The sequence below is a fragment of the Pseudomonas sp. OTU5201 genome (assembly GCF_038440135.1).
Classification (GTDB): Bacteria; Pseudomonadota; Gammaproteobacteria; order Pseudomonadales; family Pseudomonadaceae; genus Metapseudomonas; species Metapseudomonas resinovorans.
The window spans coordinates 1-13,210 of the sequence record NZ_JASATC010000035.1 but is presented as its reverse complement, the minus strand read 5'-3'; the positions used below and the strand labels follow the sequence as shown (position 1 = coordinate 13,210).

10 protein-coding genes and 1 tRNA gene are annotated in these 13,210 nt (G+C 64.2%); 3 read left to right on the top strand and 8 right to left on the bottom strand.

Annotated features, from left to right (window positions below):
• The first annotated feature begins 41 nt into the window (after nucleotides 1-41).
• On the top strand, nucleotides 42-632 hold the full coding sequence (locus tag AAHM40_RS20115; RefSeq protein WP_342246218.1) for a 2-hydroxychromene-2-carboxylate isomerase: 591 nt from the start codon (nucleotides 42-44) through the stop codon (nucleotides 630-632).
• Here the strand turns inward: AAHM40_RS20115 and AAHM40_RS20110 are convergent.
• From AAHM40_RS20110 to gabD, 4 genes are all read right to left on the bottom strand, one after another.
• Nucleotides 629-1,849 (bottom strand): HDOD domain-containing protein, encoded by a 1,221-nt coding sequence (locus tag AAHM40_RS20110; RefSeq protein WP_342246217.1) that lies wholly within the window; start codon nucleotides 1,847-1,849, stop codon nucleotides 629-631. The genes AAHM40_RS20115 and AAHM40_RS20110 overlap by 4 nt on opposite strands.
• Nucleotides 1,850-1,965: 116 nt before the next feature.
• Nucleotides 1,966-3,177, bottom strand: coding sequence for an HDOD domain-containing protein (locus tag AAHM40_RS20105; RefSeq protein ID WP_342246216.1), 1,212 nt, complete (start codon nucleotides 3,175-3,177; stop codon nucleotides 1,966-1,968).
• 223 nt (nucleotides 3,178-3,400) lie between these two features.
• Entirely contained in the window at nucleotides 3,401-4,678 is a 1,278-nt protein-coding gene (gene gabT, locus AAHM40_RS20100; protein WP_342246215.1) for a 4-aminobutyrate--2-oxoglutarate transaminase, read from the bottom strand.
• Between the two features lie 168 nt (nucleotides 4,679-4,846).
• On the bottom strand, nucleotides 4,847-6,298 hold the full coding sequence (gene gabD / locus AAHM40_RS20095; protein ID WP_342246214.1) for an NADP-dependent succinate-semialdehyde dehydrogenase: 1,452 nt from the start codon (nucleotides 6,296-6,298) through the stop codon (nucleotides 4,847-4,849).
• 321 nt (nucleotides 6,299-6,619) lie between these two features.
• Between gabD and AAHM40_RS20090 the strand changes: the two genes are divergently transcribed.
• A tRNA-Arg gene (locus AAHM40_RS20090) sits at nucleotides 6,620-6,696 on the top strand.
• Nucleotides 6,697-7,119: 423 nt separating this feature from the next.
• Here AAHM40_RS20090 and AAHM40_RS20085 read toward each other — a convergent pair.
• The gene (locus AAHM40_RS20085) at nucleotides 7,120-8,292 is read right to left on the bottom strand and encodes an amidohydrolase (protein WP_342246213.1); all 1,173 of its coding nucleotides are present in this window, start codon (nucleotides 8,290-8,292) and stop codon (nucleotides 7,120-7,122) included.
• Between the two features lie 4 nt (nucleotides 8,293-8,296).
• Complete coding sequence (locus AAHM40_RS20080; protein WP_342246212.1) at nucleotides 8,297-9,586, bottom strand: MFS transporter; 1,290 nt, start codon at nucleotides 9,584-9,586, stop codon at nucleotides 8,297-8,299.
• Between the two features lie 385 nt (nucleotides 9,587-9,971).
• On the opposite strand from AAHM40_RS20080, the gene AAHM40_RS20075 reads away from it, so the two are divergent.
• Nucleotides 9,972-11,114, top strand: a complete 1,143-nt coding sequence (locus AAHM40_RS20075) for a porin (protein WP_446731598.1) — start codon at nucleotides 9,972-9,974, stop codon at nucleotides 11,112-11,114.
• Here AAHM40_RS20075 and AAHM40_RS20070 read toward each other — a convergent pair.
• Both AAHM40_RS20070 and AAHM40_RS20065 read right to left on the bottom strand, forming a co-directional pair.
• The gene (locus AAHM40_RS20070) at nucleotides 11,111-12,034 is read right to left on the bottom strand and encodes a LysR family transcriptional regulator (RefSeq protein ID WP_342246211.1); all 924 of its coding nucleotides are present in this window, start codon (nucleotides 12,032-12,034) and stop codon (nucleotides 11,111-11,113) included. The genes AAHM40_RS20075 and AAHM40_RS20070 overlap by 4 nt on opposite strands.
• An 86-nt stretch (nucleotides 12,035-12,120) precedes the next feature.
• Nucleotides 12,121-13,113, bottom strand: a complete 993-nt coding sequence (locus AAHM40_RS20065; RefSeq protein WP_342246210.1) for an asparaginase — start codon at nucleotides 13,111-13,113, stop codon at nucleotides 12,121-12,123.
• Nucleotides 13,114-13,210: the final 97 nt, after the last annotated feature.

Genomic DNA, 13,210 nt, shown 5'->3' with positions numbered 1-13,210 from the left:
CTACCTGGCCATAGCCGATAACCAACGACGAGAACGCACCCATGACCAAAACCGTCGAATTCTTCTTCGACCTCGGCAGCCCGGCCAGCTACCTGGCCTGGACCCAGTTGCCGGGCATCTGCGCCCGCCATGGCGCTGAACTGCGCTATCGCCCCATGCTGCTGGGCGGGGTGTTCCAGGCCACCGGCAACGCCTCGCCCGCCGCCGTTCCTGCCAAGGCGCGGCACACTATGATCGACATGCAGCGCTTCGCCCGCCGCTATGGCGTGCCGATGCACTTCAACCCCTTCTTCCCCATCAACACGCTGACGCTGATGCGCGCCGCCATTGGCGTGCAAATACGCCAGCCGGAACGCTTCGAGGCCTATCTGGATGCCATGTTCCGCGCTCTCTGGCAGGACAAGCGCAACCTCGGCGACCCCGCCGTGCTGGGCGCGACGCTCAAGGCCGCCGGATTCGACCCGGAGGCGCTGCTGGCCCTGGTGGGCGATCAGGAGGTGAAGGACGCGTTGAAGGCAGCGACCGAGGAAGCAGTGAAACGCGGCGTATTCGGCGCGCCCACCTTCTTCGTCGGCGAGGAGATGTTCTTCGGCCAGGATCGGCTGGATTTCGTCGAGGAAGCGCTGGCCTAGCTCGACGAAGTCAGCTTCGGCAACGACGCCAGCAGTGCGGCGTCGAGGCCGAGCATGCGCGCCGCCTTGTGCTTGGCGAGGCGGCTGGCGTCTTCACCCTCGGGAAGATCGGCAGCCAGTTTGGCGACGTGCAGGATGAGTGCTTCCTTCGAGTAAACACCGCCGCCCAACTGGAACACGGCGGCGATTAGCTGGCGCAGTTCCAAGGGCAGGCGCCAACGGGTGCGCAGGGCAGACCCGAAAGGTGCGGCATGTTTGTGCAGCGCGTCGCCCACCTGTTCGGCGGTCAGGTCCTCACCACCCAAGTCGCGCCAGCTCTGGATGCTGCGCAGCACCGCCAAGTCTCCCAGCAGGTGCAGAAGCCCAGCGGTGTAGCAACGCTCATCGTCCCCCTCCAGGCACTGGGCCAGCCAGCGCGCCAGTAGGGCGGTGTGCTGCGATCGTTGCCAGATATGCTGGCCGTGCGTGACCAACAACGGGTCGGCAAGCTTCACGCTGCGCTGCAGGGCCAGGCCGAGGGCCAGGTTGAGGCTGTGTTGGGGACCGAGCCGGGCCAGGGCCTGCGTCAGGGTCTGGCAACTATTGCCGAGGTGCTGGGCGGCGCTGTTGGCAGCGGCGATCAGTTGGCCGGTGAGTTGCGGGTCCTGGTGAAACAACGGCTCCAGTTCAGCCAGGTCTCGCTTGTGGGCTTCCAGGGCGAAACTCAATGCCTCGCGTACCGCGTTCAACAGCGGTGCGCCGGACGACGACTCGCGCGCCTCGGCCAGGAACACGTCCAGGCTCTGCACGGGCGACATGGGCGGCACGCTGCAGGCCACATCCTCACCCGGCTCCAGCAGCAGATTGCGCAGGCGCCGCAGCAGGTCTTCGGCGTTGAAGGGCTTGGCCAGGTAGGCGGTGGGGGCCAGCGGCAGGGCCGCGCGTACGCTGGCGGCATCGACCCGTTCGGTGAGGAGGAAGAACGGTACAGGCGGATGGCGACGCTGGCGACGGACTTCCCGCAGCAGTTCCAGACCGCCGATGCCGGGCAGGCCGTAGTCGACGATCAACAGGTCGGGCCAGCCATTGCGGCAATGCTCAAGCACGCTGTGGCTGTCCTGCAGCACGGCGAGTTGGGCGTCGCAGCGCGCCTTGCGCACCAGTTCAGTGAGCAGTTCGGCGCTCCAGCGATCGGGGTCGGCAATCAGCACCTTGGGTGCACGTTCGAGATCAGCCATGCATGGCCTCGGTATCCAGCTCCACTGCAGCTCCCGGGCAGCGCCGGGAAGGCTCGTAAGACTGACGAGCATTTGAGCAGACTAGTCAATCACCGTGCCATAGGCCATTAGCCGCATCAGGGCAGAAGGCGTTGCGGCAGACGCTCCAGCACGGCGGGGTCGAGCCGCAACAGCCTCGCGGCGCGCTCGTCCATCAGGATTGCAGGGGCCTCGCCACGAGGCAGGCAGAGCAACGCGGCGCAGAGGTTGAGCACAAGGGCTTCGCGAGAAAACACCCCCGTACCCAGTCCGTGGAACGCCGCCACCAGTTCACGCAGGCCAAAGGGCAGCCGCCAACGGATTCGCAAGGCGGAACCAAAACCCGCCGAGCGGCGTTTCATCACATCCTGCAGCTCTTCATTGCTCAGGCTGCCGCCGGCATCCTGCCAGTCCTGCAGACTGCGCAGCAGGGCCAGTTCGCCCATGTTGTGCAACAGCCCGGCGGTGTAGCAGAGCTCGGCATCCAGCTCCAGTTCGCTGGCCAGCCAGTAGCCCAGCTCGGCGCTGCGCTGGGCGGCCTGCCAGACCAGTTCGGCCAGCTCCGCCAGGCGTGGGTCGTGCAGCCGCGCATTGCGCTCCAGGGCCATGCCCAGCACCAGGTTGAGCACGCGGGTAGCGCCCAGGCGCTGCATGGCTTGGCCCAGCGTCTGGCAGGGCATGCCGAGGTGCTGTGCCGCGCTGTTGGCAGCAGCGATCAACCGCGCAGTGATCTGCGGGTCGCGGGAGAAGATTTCGTCGAGGTCGCGCAGGTCGACCTGATCGGCCTGCAGGCACTGGCTAACGGTTTCGCGCACGTCGTCCAGTAGGGGCGCGCCCTGGCCTTCCTTGCGGACGCTGTCGAGGTACTCCTTCAGACTGCTCACCAGCAGCGCAGGTGCCGTTCGCCCGACGGCGCCATCACCGGCCGGCAGCAAGCTGCTGAGGCGCTTGCGCAGCTTCGCGGCGTTGAAGGGCTTGCCCAGGTAGGCGGAAGGCGCCAGCGGCCGCACGGCACGCACGCTGGAAGCATCCACGCGGGCGCTGATCAGTACGAAAGGCAGCGCCGGGGTACGCGGGTGGCGGCGCAACTGGCGCAGCAGCTCCACGCCGTCGATCCCAGCCAGTTCGCCGTCGGCAATCACCAGCTCCGGCAGGCGCCGCTTGCATCGGGCCAGGGCTTCGAGGCCATCGGCCACCTGCAACACCTTGGCGTTGCCACATACATCCAGCACGAGTTGGGCAAGCAGGCCCGACGTCCACGGGTCGGCCTCGGCAATCAGGACTTCCGGAGCCTGGGCGGGGGCGGGCATGGATACCTCGTGGTGGTTGAGTCGTCCCTGACGAACCACATGGGACCAGGAAACGGTCCAGGAGCAGGTAGGATTCGTCGTCAGAATTGAAGGCACGCAGTCTAAACCGGGGCCTTGGTGGAGGATAGTGGTGTAGACCAAGGTTGGAGTCGTGCGTGCCACGCCTGAGCATCCAGGCAAAAAGAGACCCGCCGAAGCGGGTCTCTTTTCACTACCTGAGCAATCAGGCCAGTTCGTCGAAGCACTCAGCGACAATGGCCAGGCCCTTGTCGAGTTGCGCGTCGGGAATGGTGACCGGCATCAGGAAGCGGATGACGTTGTAGTAGGTGCCGCACGACAGCAGGATCAGGCCTTTTTCACGAGCGCGAGCCACGATCTTGCCAACCAGTTCGGCAGCCGGCTTGCTTTCGTCGCCGCCTTCGAACAGCTCGATGGCGATCATCGAACCCAGGCCGCGGACGTCGCCGATGACCTTGTGCTTGGCCTGGATTTCACGCAGGCCGGCCTTCAGGCGCTCGCCTACAGCCTGACTGCGCTCCAGCAGCTTCTCTTCGTCGAACACCTTCAGCACAGCCAGGGCCGCGGCGCAGGCGATCGGGCTGCCGGCGTAGGTGCCGCCCAGGCCGCCGGGAGCGATGCTGTCCATCACCTCGGCCTTGCCGCATACGCCGGAGATCGGGAAGCCGCCGCCAACGGATTTGGCGAAGGTGGTCAGGTCAGGCACAACACCCAGTTGCTCGGTGGCGAAGAAGGTGCCGGTACGGCCAGCGCCGGTCTGTACTTCGTCGGCGATCAGCAGGATGCCATGCTGGTCGCACAGGGCGCGCAGACGCTGCATGAAGGCCTTGGAGTTGACGTAGAAACCACCTTCGCCCTGGACCGGCTCGATGATGATGGCTGCGATGTCCTGGGGCTGGGCGTCGTTCTTGAAGATGCGCTCGATGCTGGCGATGGACTCGTCTTCGCTGATGCCATGCAGTTCGCACGGAGCCAGGGCGCGGAACACGCCACCGGGCATCAGGCCCATGCCGGCGGAGTACGGAACCACCTTGCCGGTCAGGGACAGGGTCATCATGGTGCGGCCGTGGTAGGCGCCGGTGAAGGCGATCACGCCAGCGCGGCCGGTGGCGGCACGGGCGATCTTCACGGCGTTTTCGACGGCTTCGGAGCCGGAAGTCACCAGCAGGGTCTTCTTGGCGAAGTCGCCCGGTACGCGCTTGGCGATCTCTTCGCAGAGCTCGATGTAGGGCTCGTAGGCCAGTACCTGGAAGCAGGTGTGAGTCAGCTTGGTCAGCTGTTCTTGAACGGCCGCGATCACTTTCGGGTGCAGGTGGCCGGTATTCAGTACGGCGATACCGCCGGCGAAGTCGATGTACTCGCGACCGTCGACGTCCCAGACGGTGGCGTTCTCGGCGCGCTCGGCGACGATCGGGTGGATCTGGCTGACACCGCGGGCAACGGCAGCGGCACGGCGTTTCAGCAGGGATTCGTTCTTGCTCATAAGTTCCTCACGGCCGCTCATCGGGCGGCGCAGTCTCAAGGATAAATGCCCCCGGTAGGGGCCAGCGCAGCATTCGATGATCGACTGCGCGGGCTTGCCGGAGGCTCGTTCGCTTTAGGGTGAAGCTGGGGCGCCGCGCGCTCTTTCGCGCCTTGCCCCGTCTTTGGATCAGATACCGCCGAGGCAGAGATACTTGATCTCCAGGTAGTCCTCGATGCCGTATTTGGAACCTTCGCGACCCAGGCCAGAAGCCTTCACGCCGCCGAAGGGCGCCACTTCGTTGGATATCAGGCCGGTGTTGATGCCCACCATGCCGTATTCCAGCGCCTCGGCCACGCGGAACACGCGGCCCAGGTCACGGGCGTAGAAATAGGAAGCCAGGCCGAACTCGGTGTCGTTCGCCATGGCGACCACATCGGCTTCGTCTTTGAAGCGGAACAGCGGCGCCAGCGGACCGAAGGTTTCTTCCTTGGCCACGGCTGCGTTCTTCGGTACGTCAACCAGGATGGTCGGCTCGAAGAAGGTGCCGCCCAGGCTGTGCGGTTTGCCGCCGGCCAGGACTTTGGCGCCTTTGGAAACGGCGTCCTGGATGTGCTCCTGGACCTTGGCCACGGCTTTCTCGTCGATCAGCGGGCCAGTGGTGGTGCCATCTTCCAGGCCATTACCGATTTTCAGCTTGGCCACGGCGGCCTTCAGTTTCTCGGCGAAGGCGTCATAGATACCGTCCTGCACGTACAGGCGGTTGGCGCAGACGCAGGTCTGGCCGTTGTTGCGGTACTTGGAGATCAGCGCGCCTTCAACAGCGGCATCCAGGTCGGCGTCATCGAAGACGATGAACGGAGCGTTGCCGCCCAGCTCCAGGGATACTTTCTTGATGTCCTTGGCGCATTCGGCCATCAGCTGGCGACCGATTTCGGTGGAGCCGGTGAAGGACAGCTTGCGCACGATCGGGTTGCTGGTCAGCTCACCGCCCACTTCGCCGGCGCTGCCGGTGACCACGCTCAGCACGCCTTTCGGGATGCCCGCGCGCTCGGCCAACTCGACCAGGGCCAGTGCGGAGAACGGAGTCTGGGAAGCGGGCTTGATCACCATGGTGCAACCGGCGGCCAGGGCCGGGCCGGCTTTGCGGGTGATCATCGCGGCGGGGAAGTTCCACGGGGTGATGGCGGCGGTCACACCGATCGGCTGCTTGATCACGATCAGGCGCTTGTCGGGCTGGTGGCCGGGGATCACGTCGCCGTAGACGCGCTTGGCTTCTTCAGCGAACCACTCGATGAAAGACGCAGCGTAGGCGATCTCGCCCTTGGCTTCGGCCAGCGGTTTGCCTTGCTCGATGGTCATCAGACGGCCCAGGTCGTCCTGGTTCTCCATCAGCAGCTCGAACCAGCGACGCAGCTTGTTGGCGCGCTCCTTGGCAGTCAGCGCACGCCAGGCCGGCAGAGCACGCTCGGCAGCCTCGATGGCGCGGCGGGTCTCGGCGGTGCCCATCTTCGGCACGGTGCCGATGATTTCGCCAGTGGCCGGGTTGTTGACCTTGATGGTCTGGCCACTGTCGGCGTCCAGCCAGGAGCCGTCGATATAGGCTTGCTGGCGGAACAGCTTGGCGTCTTTCAATTGCATCTCTGTCTCCTTCACACCGGCACCTCACGGGTGCCGGGGCAAGTTGTTGTTCTTCAGCCAATGCGGGATTGGCCAGGACGGAGTGATTGGAACGGCCCGGCTTATGGAGGGGCGAGGGGGCGTTTGAAATCTCAAACGGAATCCTAGGGCGCTGAAAACCCAAGGGCAATAGCCCGTTCGATAAAATCAACAAAAAGTCGGTGCTGTTTGTCGAAATCCTGATCAAAGATGACCAGATGCAGGACCATCGTTCAACATTGCGAACAAGCTGCTACCACATGGACGCCAGGCATCTAGATGAGTATCATGGCGCCCCCATACGCATCCGTAGCTCAGCTGGATAGAGTACTGCCCTCCGAAGGCAGGGGTCGTGGGTTCGAATCCCGCCGGATGCGCCAGAAATGAAAAGGCCCCAGGAGAAATCCTGGGGCCTTTTGCTTTTCCTAGGGAAGGCCTGTCCCCGTCTCCGGGCAGGTGGAGCCCAGGCGCTCCCCGTTTGGCCGTTGCCAGGCCATCCGTCCTCCGCCTTTAGTCCGGCCCGCCACGGTCAGTCCCGTGGCCGACCTTGGCCGGTCGCTTGGATACAGGCGCACATGCGCCAGCACGTGTATTGCGGGGGTGCACACCTCTGCAACGTTGCGCCACGGCAGTTGTGCGCGGGAAACCTCCGGGTGTGCCGGGTCGCATATCCCCGGTCGGCCAAACCGCGTACAGCTGCCCCCCTTGGGGTTCGTCGCCGTGCAAATCAAGACTGTTTCATGAGCCTTTGATGGTCATGCCTGCAGCGCCCGTACAACGGGCCGCACTCCCCCAAGGCAGCTTCAGGCCAGGTAGTCCTCCACCAGCTTGACCCAGCAGTCGGAGCCGATGCGGACCAGCGCGTCGTTGAAGTCGTAGAGGGGGTTGTGCACCGAGCAGCCGTGAAACTCGCCCTCGCCGTTGCCCAGCATGAAGTAGCAACCCGGCACCTCGGTGAGCATCCAGGCGAAATCCTCGGTCCCCATCACTTTCGCCGCGCGTGGCAGCACGCGCCCTGGCTCGAACAGCGGGGTGAGGCTGGTGCGCAGCAGCTCGGTCTCCGCCTCGCTATTGACCAGTGCCGGGGCGAGCTGGGTGATTTCCAGTTCGATCTCGACGCCGAACAGCTGCTCGTGGCCACGGACGATTTCCTCCAGCCGCAGGTTGATCTTGCGCTGGGTGGCAGGGGTATCAGTGCGCACGCTGACCAGCATCCGCGCATCATCGGGAATGATGTTGTAGACGGTTCCCGCTTCCACCATGCCGATGCTGACGACGGCGTACTCGTCCACCGCAAGATTGCGCGACTTGATTGTCTGGATGGCGTTAATCAGGCTGGCCAGTACCGGTATCGGGTCCACCGCGAGCTCGGGCATGGCACCGTGGCCGCCACGCCCCTTGATGTGGAGCCCAACACGCTCCGAGGATGCCATGGTGGGGCCGGACTGGACCACCGCGGTGCCCACCGGGATGCCAGGCATGTTGTGCAGGGCGAAGATGCCATCGCAGGGGAAGCGTTGGAACAGTCCGTCTTCCATCATGGCGCGGGCGCCACAGAGCCCTTCCTCGTCGGGCTGGAAGATGAGATTCAGGGTGCCGTTGAAACGGGGTTCCCGGGCCAGGCGCCAGGCAGCGGCAAGCAGGATGGCGGTGTGGCCGTCATGGCCGCAGGCATGCATCCGTCCCGGGATGTGGCTGGCATGGGCGAAGCGGTTCTTCTCCTGCATGGGCAAGGCATCCATGTCGGCCCGCAGGCCCAGGCGCCGGCCACCTTCGCCACGACGCAGCACGCCGACCACGCCGTGGCCGCCGATGCCGCGATACACCTCGTAGCCCCAGGCTTCGAGCCTGCTGGCCACCAGCTCGGCAGTGAGGGGGGTATCGCCGCCCAGCTCCGGGGCTTGGTGGATAACGCGGCGCAGTTGGACGAAGGCGTCGAGGTCCAGCTCGGCGCCGGGTTGGATCAGTGCATTCATGGGGTCACTCCCGTCCGGGGTTTTCAGGGAACACGGCCAGGCAGGCCAGGCTGATGGCGCCACCGACCAGGAGGTAGAGGGCCGGAGCCTGGGGGTTGTCCAGGGCGCCGGTGAGCCAGGTGGCGATGAGCGGGGAGAAGCCGCCGAACAGGGTGACGCCGAAGCTGTAGCTGACGGCGGTGCCCAGGGCACGGCGCTCCTTGGGGAAGGCTTCCATGATCATGGCGAAGAAGGCGCCGGAACCGATGCAGCCCGGCAACACCAGCATGGCCACGACGAACATGGCGAGTAGAAGGTCAGTGCTGAGGCTCAGCAGGTAGAAGGCCGGCCAGGCAAGCACCACCGGCAGGGTAATGGTCCAGGCGAGCAACTTCTTGCGCAGTATATGGCGGTCGGCAAAACGGCCGGCCAGCGGCGTGATCACCGCCAGGCAAGCGCTGGCGACACAGGCGATGGCCAGGGCGCTGCGTTGTGGATAACCCAGGGTGGTGGTGAGGTAGGCCGGCATGTAGAAGATGAACAGGTACATGCCGATGGTGGCGCTGGCCATGAGGCCGATGGCCAGCAGGGTATGACGCAGGTCGATCTGGTCGCGCCAGTGGCCCCTTTGGTTGGAGGGCTCGGCTTCAAGGGTTTCCGGCAGGCAGCGGCGGATGTACCAGCCCACCGGACCGATCAGCAGACCGAGCATAAAGGGAATTCGCCACCCCCAACTGTTCAGGTCCTCGGTGCTGAGGGCGCTGGTGAGTAGGAGGCCAATGCCTGCGCCCACCATGGCCGCGTAACCCTGGCTGGCCGCTTGCCAACTGACGTTGCGGCAACGCATGGCGGTACTGCTGGACTCCATCAGGAACACCGACGCGGTACCGATCTCGCCGCCGGCGGAGAACCCCTGGGCGAGGCGGCCAAGCACCAGGACCAGGGTGCCGGCCAGGCCGATCTGATGATAGGTGGGGGCGAAGGCGATCATCGCCGTGCCCAGGGTCATCAGGCCGATGGTGAGACTGAGGGCCGCCTTGCGACCATGGCGGTCAGCGAAGCGGCCAATGACCATGGCACCCACCGGACGCATGAGAAAGCCGACGCCGAAGGTGGTGAGGGACATCAGCAGCGAAGCCATTTCCGATTGGGCCGGGAAGAAGTTCTTCGCGATCACCACGGCAAAGAAGCTGTAGATGGTGAAGTCATACATCTCCAGGGCGTTGCCCAGGGCACAGGCCACTGTGGCTTTTCTGGAACCGCTGGCCGATCGGGCGCCGGCGCTGGGAAGGGTGTCCGCATGCAGGGTGGTCATGGCTGTTTCCCGTGACAGTTTTGTTGTTGGAGTCGACTATCCGGCAAAGGCCCGCCCACGACACTTGCGCTTTTCGTTATGGATTAACCAACGGTTAACGGGCGTAAACCCAACTTCCTGCCTGCGCACCAGGATGTAGCGGCGCTGGCCGTTTATCGAACGAACTGCCCATTATTCAGCGCCGCGAAGCGCCCATCCCGGCGTGGATGACTGGCGCAATGGGGGCGAATCGAACCTCCAATCGGAAAGCGGAGAGACTGAAATAGCCGATTCGAGTGTGGAAATTAAGCAAAGGGCATAACGATACAAATCGGTTAATTTTCTCGCTTTTGGCCCATCCCGGAGGCTGTGCACCTCTTTCCACTGGGTTCGAGGAGTCTTCGGTATGCGCGGTTTCTCTGTGATTCGCACGGCGCCCTGGTGTGCGGTGGCGCTGGGAATGGGCCTCCCTTTGCAGGCCTCGGCCGAGGGTTTTCCCGCCCTGGCGCGGGTGGCGTCGGGTTTCGGCTACTACAACGTCGACAAGGGATTTGACGATCGCATGGCGCTCTACGGAACCCTGGACGCCTTCACCAGCTATCACGACTCGGAGCACCACAGCGGCTTCCGTCTGGAGGGTGGCGGCGCCTGGACTAACAAGCTGGGGGCTTACCTGCGTAAGGCCCTGGACGAGGAGACGGTACTGGAGCTGGACGTGGAAGAAGGCTTCAACCTCAACGGCCAAGCCTTGGACCAGCACTGGAAACAGATCGGCAGCCTGCGCCTGGCGGTGGCCGCGCTGCGCAACAAGCGCTTCGGCAAGGTGGAATACGGAAAGACCTACGGAATGGGGACGCCTACCTACGCAGACCCGTTTCTGGCGGTCTACGGTTCGCCCTATACCTTCCTCACCCTGCCGCCGCCGGGTAAGGGTGCCTTCTACCTGGACATGCGGCCCAAGCACACCCTGGCCTATACAACACCGTCGCTGGCGGGATGGAGCCTGGGCACAGCGATGACCTTCGGTTTCAACGATACGGCCAGCTCCGGGAAGACCCTGCGCGGCCAGGGCGTGAAGCTGCAGTACAACTCGCCGTCGTTGATGTTGCTTGGCTCCTACAACCAGTACCTGAGCGACCCCTGGGACGACAACGGCCACAGCCGGCAGACCCGCAACCACTACAGCAGCGCATCGGTGTTCTACGACTTCGGTCCGCTGGCCGCCAGTCTGACCTGGCAGCGCCAGGACGTGGACTACGCCACCACGCCGAGCATGGAAGCCTGGACCCTGGGGTTAATGGCGCCCGTAGGCCGGACGGATGTGGCGCGTTTGCTGCTGGTTCACCGGGACCTGGAGTTCGGTGAGCGGGATGCCGCCGGGGTGATGCTGGGCTACGACCATTTCCTGCAATCCAACCTCGCCGTGTACCTGCGGGTGGCGCTGATCGACAACCAGTCGCAGTCCTCTCTCAGCCATGCAGGCATTCCACTGGAACAGCCCGGGGACGATCCGCAAAACGTGGCCATCGGCGTCTACTACCACTTCTAGACCTGGGGCAACGCGGGCTCGCTGACCGCCAGGCGGGCCTTGAGGCTGTAGAACAGGTCCCGAGCCGGGGAGGTGAGCGAATGCCTGTCGATGCAGACCAGGTAGATGGGGTACTCGGGAATGATCTCTTCCACCTTCACCTGGACCAAATCGGTGTTCAGCGCGCTCGGCATGACGTTGGCAAGGCCCAGTTTGCTGAGGGTCATGAAGGCTTCTCCCCGCCGCAGCAACCGCAAGGCCAGCATCACCGAGGAGCACTCGATGATGCGCTGCGGCGCATGAATGTCGTTGACCTCGAACATCTGATAGAACTGCGAGGAACGGTCGTCGATCTCGTCAAGGCTGAGCCAGCTGGCGTATTGCAACTGGCGCAGGGAACGAGAATGGCGCAGGGGGTTGTCGGCGCTGCAGACCACCACACCGCGAATGCGGTTGAGGGTTTCCCAGTCGAGATTGAGCCGCTGGGTGTTCTGCTGCGAGGTGATCGCGAAGTCGAGGGTACCGTCGCGCAGGCGCTGAAGGATCTGACTGGGGCGCAGGTCCACCAGCTTGAGGCGTACGCGAGGGTTTTTCGTCTGGAAGACGGTGAGGCTTTCCTCCAACCCATCCAGCATGGCGGTCAGCGAGGTGACACCGATGGAAATTTCTCCGACGGTCATGGCCTGGATGTTCTCGGCCTCGATCTGCAGGCGCCGCAGGCTCTCCACTGCCAGTTGGGCGTGGCGGATTACCCGCCGCCCTTCCTCGGTCAGCGACATGCCCTTATAGGAGCGCTGCAGCAGGGTGAGCCCTAGCTCCCTTTCCAGGTCCTTGATGGAACGGCTAAGTGCGGGCTGGGTGACATGCAGTATCTGCGACGCTTCGTTGAGGCTGCCGGTGCGATGGATGGCAACCAGGGCCTTGATCTGATGGAGTTTCACGTATCTGGGTCTCGCAGGGGTGGCTGCTTGGGCCAAGCAAGATGCTGGCCAGCCGACGGGAGCAAGGCGGTTGCCGGGCGGCTCGGTCAGCCGGCCAGCTCTCCACAAAAGTCCTGGGTCAACCAGTGCTCCACTTCGGATTGGCGAAGCCCGACCCCCAACAGGCTGAAGAGCTTACCCAGGGCCGCCTCGCGCGTCATGCCGGCGCAGGAAATGAGGCCAACGCTGGCCAGCAGGCTACCGGCGGCGTAGATGCCGAACTCCACACCTCCTTCCGGGCACTGGCTGATGGCGGCCAATACAATGCCACGATCATGGGCGTCCTTCAGGGCGGCCAGCAGGTCAGCATTGTCGGAAGGGCCGGTACCGCTGCCATAGCACTCCAGCAGCAGGCCCTGGATGCCACTCTCCAGTACGGCACGCAACTGGGCTGCGCCTAGGCCTGGAAACAGCGGCTGCACGGCCAATTCGACTGAGCGACGGGGATTGCGGTAGTCCAGTACTACGGGGATGGACGAGGTGCGTTTACCACACAGTGGGCGTCGGGATGCGCTGAAGGCATCAGGGGCATCGCTCCTCTGCTTGCTGGCTCGCGCGCCAAGCAACATCTGGCCATTGAAGTAGAGGTGGACGCCGGGTTCGACGCCAGCGTGGAGTTGGGCTAGAGCGCCAAAGAGGTTGGGCCAGGCGTCACCACCTTCTACCCCGGCGGGTTGCATGGAGCCGGTCAGCACGACGGGGATGTGGAGTCCCAACAGCAGGAAGGATAGTGCTGCGGCGCTGTAGGCCAAGGTGTCGGTGCCATGGAGCAGGAGCACGGCATCGCAGTTCCTCTGCTCCACACCCTTCACGATGGCATCGCGCATCTGCAGCCAATTGGCCGGCGTCATGTTGGCGCTGTCCAGCAAGGGCGACAGCTCCTGGAATATCCAGTCGGGCGCAGGGCGTTGTGGATGGCTGGCCTGCTCGGCACGTAAGCGGGCTTCAAAGCCGGAAGCGGGGGCGAGGCCGGTCTCGGTTATCTGCATGCCGATGGTGCCGCCGGTATAGAGCACCAGTAGCTGGCGGGCGGGGGACATGTCTTCTCCGTTCTTGTTGGTCCTGCAGTCCCGGCCATCCTAATACTGCAAAGGGCAGCGGCCTACGGCACGAAGGGATATTTTGCGATCCAGTTTT

Coding starts and splice junctions, on each gene's coding strand:
- AAHM40_RS20115 (WP_342246218.1), top strand. CDS start 42: ATGACCAAAACCGTCGAATTCTTCTTCGACCTCGGCAGCCCGGCCAGC.
- AAHM40_RS20110 (WP_342246217.1), bottom strand. CDS start 1,849: ATGGCTGATCTCGAACGTGCACCCAAGGTGCTGATTGCCGACCCCGAT.
- AAHM40_RS20105 (WP_342246216.1), bottom strand. CDS start 3,177: ATGCCCGCCCCCGCCCAGGCTCCGGAAGTCCTGATTGCCGAGGCCGAC.
- gabT (WP_342246215.1), bottom strand. CDS start 4,678: ATGAGCAAGAACGAATCCCTGCTGAAACGCCGTGCCGCTGCCGTTGCC.
- gabD (WP_342246214.1), bottom strand. CDS start 6,298: ATGCAATTGAAAGACGCCAAGCTGTTCCGCCAGCAAGCCTATATCGAC.
- AAHM40_RS20085 (WP_342246213.1), bottom strand. CDS start 8,292: ATGAATGCACTGATCCAACCCGGCGCCGAGCTGGACCTCGACGCCTTC.
- AAHM40_RS20080 (WP_342246212.1), bottom strand. CDS start 9,586: ATGACCACCCTGCATGCGGACACCCTTCCCAGCGCCGGCGCCCGATCG.
- AAHM40_RS20075 (WP_446731598.1), top strand. CDS start 9,972: ATGCGCGGTTTCTCTGTGATTCGCACGGCGCCCTGGTGTGCGGTGGCG.
- AAHM40_RS20065 (WP_342246210.1), bottom strand. CDS start 13,113: ATGTCCCCCGCCCGCCAGCTACTGGTGCTCTATACCGGCGGCACCATC.